This is a genomic window from Aquiflexum sp. (assembly GCF_041751335.1).
Taxonomy (GTDB): Bacteria; Bacteroidota; Bacteroidia; order Cytophagales; family Cyclobacteriaceae; genus Aquiflexum.
The window spans coordinates 1-3,081 of sequence record NZ_JBGSXS010000296.1 but is presented as its reverse complement, the minus strand read 5'-3'; the positions used below and the strand labels follow the sequence as shown (position 1 = coordinate 3,081).

Annotated in this window: 4 protein-coding genes; all 4 read left to right on the top strand. The window is 38.4% G+C overall.

From position 1 onward, the window contains the following. Positions 1 to 523: ABC transporter ATP-binding protein (locus ACEW8U_RS16505; protein WP_373523155.1), on the top strand; the 523-nt coding region annotated here is incomplete at its 5' end. 82 nt (positions 524 to 605) lie between these two features. Beyond that, entirely contained in the window at positions 606 to 1,154 is a 549-nt protein-coding gene (locus tag ACEW8U_RS16500; protein WP_373523154.1) for a cob(I)yrinic acid a,c-diamide adenosyltransferase, read from the top strand. 4 nt (positions 1,155 to 1,158) lie between these two features. After that, positions 1,159 to 2,226 carry a branched-chain amino acid aminotransferase gene (locus ACEW8U_RS16495; protein WP_373523153.1) on the top strand — a complete coding sequence of 356 codons (1,068 nt, stop codon included), beginning with the start codon at positions 1,159 to 1,161 and terminating at the stop codon, positions 2,224 to 2,226. 288 nt (positions 2,227 to 2,514) lie between these two features. Then, positions 2,515 to 3,042 (top strand): hypothetical protein, encoded by a 528-nt coding sequence (locus ACEW8U_RS16490; RefSeq protein WP_373523152.1) that lies wholly within the window; start codon positions 2,515 to 2,517, stop codon positions 3,040 to 3,042. Positions 3,043 to 3,081 lie beyond the last annotated feature (39 nt).

Here is a 3,081-nt window from a genome sequence, read left to right as displayed (position 1 = left end):
AAATGGAAAAGATGTAAGTGACATGTCAGAGAATGAACTGGCTGAAATCAGGAACAAAGAGATCGGCTTCGTTTTCCAGACATTCAATTTATTGCCAAGAGCAACATGCCTTGACAATGTGGCTTTACCATTAATTTATGCCGGTTTCAATAAATCCGATCGTGAAGAAAAAGCTTTTCAGACCTTGGAAAGCGTCGGATTGGGAGATCGGGTACACCACAGACCCAATGAACTTTCAGGTGGACAAAGACAAAGAGTGGCCATTGCCAGGGCTTTGGTCAACAACCCAAGTATCATCTTGGCTGATGAACCTACCGGAAATCTTGATTCTAAGACTTCTTATAGTATTATGGAACTATTCCATGAATTGCATCAAAAAGGCAACACCATTATCATGGTCACGCATGAGGACGATATCGCACATTATGCCCACAGGATAGTAAGGTTAAGGGATGGTCTGGTTGAAACAGACACGCTCAATCCGAATCCTACACGTGGAGAATCCATGTTGCTGGCAAAGTAAAAACCATTATATTTTTGCAAATAGATTGCTATTTTTGCTGTTGGATATCTGCAATTATATTTTAAAAGTCGGGGGAAAATTCATGAAAATTTATACAAAGACCGGAGATTCCGGTACAACTTCTCTGTTGGGAGGAAGGCGTGTTCTTAAATCAAACTTGCGGATTGATGCCTATGGCACAGTAGATGAACTGAATAGTTTTATCGGATTACTCAAAGACCAAGAGATCAATCAAAAGAGGGGCGATTTATTAAAAGAAGTACAGGACCGACTTTTTACAATCGGAGCTACCCTTGCCACCGAACCTGGGAATGAAAGCGTGAAAAGGCCTGATCTTCACGAAGAAGACCTTGAGCTTTTGGAAAAAGAAATTGATCTTATGGAAAAAGAACTTCCGGTCCTGCGAAACTTTATTCTGCCGGGAGGCCATCAAGTTGTTTCTTTTTGCCATTTGGCCCGTACCGTATGCAGAAGAACCGAAAGATGTGTAATTGCCCTGATGGAAACCGAACCGGTAGATGATATAATTGTTAAATATTTAAACAGGCTTTCTGATTATCTTTTTGTTTTGGGAAGACTGATTGCAAAAGAATTGGAAGTAGAGGAAGTAACTTGGAAGCCTAGATCATAATAGCATGAGAGCAACACTGCAAATTGACATCACCAAAATCGATGAGTCAAAAATAGGGAAAACAGATTTTGATAATTTGGTATTCGGAAAAACCATCAGCGACCACATGTTTGTGGCGGATTTTATCAATGGGGAATGGACAGATTTTAAGATTGAACCTTATGCTCCTTTAGCCCTTAATCCTGCAAACGCAACGCTTCATTACGGTCAGTCTGTTTTTGAGGGTATGAAAGCCTACAAAAATGAGGAAGGTGAAATTCTTCTATTCCGGGCTGATGCAAACCAAAAAAGGCTGAATGAATCCGCAAAAAGGATGTGTATCCCTGAAGTTCCGGAAGAATTATTCATGGAAGGCTTGATGCAGCTATTGGATCTTGACCGAAACTGGATTCCAAACAAGCCTGGCTATTCTCTATATATCCGTCCGTTTATTTTTGCAACAGACGATTACCTTGGCATAAGACCCTCTGAGCGATATAAATTTATAATTTTCACTTGTCCGGTAGGCCAATATTATGCAAAGCCTGTTTCCGTTAAAGTGGAACAAAAATATACCCGTGCCGCAGAAGGTGGGACAGGAGCGGCAAAAGCTGCCGGGAATTATGCCGGATCGCTTTACCCTGCTCTCCTGGCACAAAAGGAAGGATATGATCAGCTGATCTGGACTGATAGTAAGAACCATCAAAATATCGAGGAAAGCGGCACAATGAACCTGATGTTCATGATCAACAACACCTTGATCACTGCCCCGACCCACACCGGTACTATTTTAAAAGGTATCACAAGGGACTCCGTACTTACGCTGGCAAAAGAAATGGGGTATGGGGTTGAGGAAAGATTTTTGACTGTTGAGGAATTGCAAGAAGCATTAGAGACTGGAAGTATTCTGGAAGCATTTGGTACCGGGACAGCTGCTACGATAGCCCATATCTCCAAAATCCATGTCAATGAAATTGATTATGAAATGCCTCAAAAACCTATAGATTCATTCTCTTTACGGGTTTTGAAGACTTTGGATGACATAAAATATGGCAAAGTAAAAGACAATCATAATTGGATTATCAAGTTATAATACAATATCCATTTTAGAGTAATCAAAATTAAAATCCAGTATTTGAAATTTGAAAGGACGCAAAAGACCAACTCTGATGGTTGGTCTTTTGCCATTAAAATAACCTTTAATTTGAACAATCTACAATTTGATTGTTGATATTGATTATTTGGTTTTGACAATCCACCATTTAATTTGTCAAACTCAAAATTTCAATCCTGTCTCCTCGGACTTCCAACTTCTAGCCAATTAACAGGAATACGATGCGACTTGAAAAAGAGTGGATAATTAACAAAACCCAATTTAATAATGATGCGAAAGTCCTTTTTGAATTCAAAACACTTCGTTATTAGCTTTTTATTTTTGATTTTGGTAACCACAGATGGGTTTGGTCAAAAGTTTATTTTACTTCAAAAAGGATCCAATCAAAAAAGCCGATTAAAATTTGAAATAGGGGAAGAATTTACGTACAAATCAACTACTTATGATTTTTTTGTTACTGACATTATTATTGATATAAGAAATGATATTATTATACTTTCCGAAAATATTTTACAGCCCAAAGATATTACTGCCGTATATGTAAAGCACAAAGACCCCAGAAATGCTACTTTGAAAAATCTTTCCTTTTTGGGCATGGGTGCAGGTTTGATATTTTTCACAGGTGGAATCATCAATAGCCTTTATCATTATGGGGACCTTTCGCAGACACCCAACAGTCTTGGATTATCGGCAGGCTTATTCGGTGCGGGCTATCTTTTTTCAAAGCTCCAATACAAGGAATTTAAACATCAGGGAAAGAATAAAATACAATTGGTAATTCTTTACGGAGATTGAAAAGAAAATAGGTTTAAAGTATATTTTTCACCACTTTTG

Excerpts from the sequence above, each read along its gene's own strand:
- ACEW8U_RS16495 (WP_373523153.1), top strand. The coding sequence starts at position 1,159 with ATGAGAGCAACACTGCAAATTGACATCACCAAAATCGATGAGTCAAAA.
- ACEW8U_RS16500 (WP_373523154.1), top strand. The coding sequence starts at position 606 with ATGAAAATTTATACAAAGACCGGAGATTCCGGTACAACTTCTCTGTTG.
- ACEW8U_RS16490 (WP_373523152.1), top strand. The coding sequence starts at position 2,515 with ATGATGCGAAAGTCCTTTTTGAATTCAAAACACTTCGTTATTAGCTTT.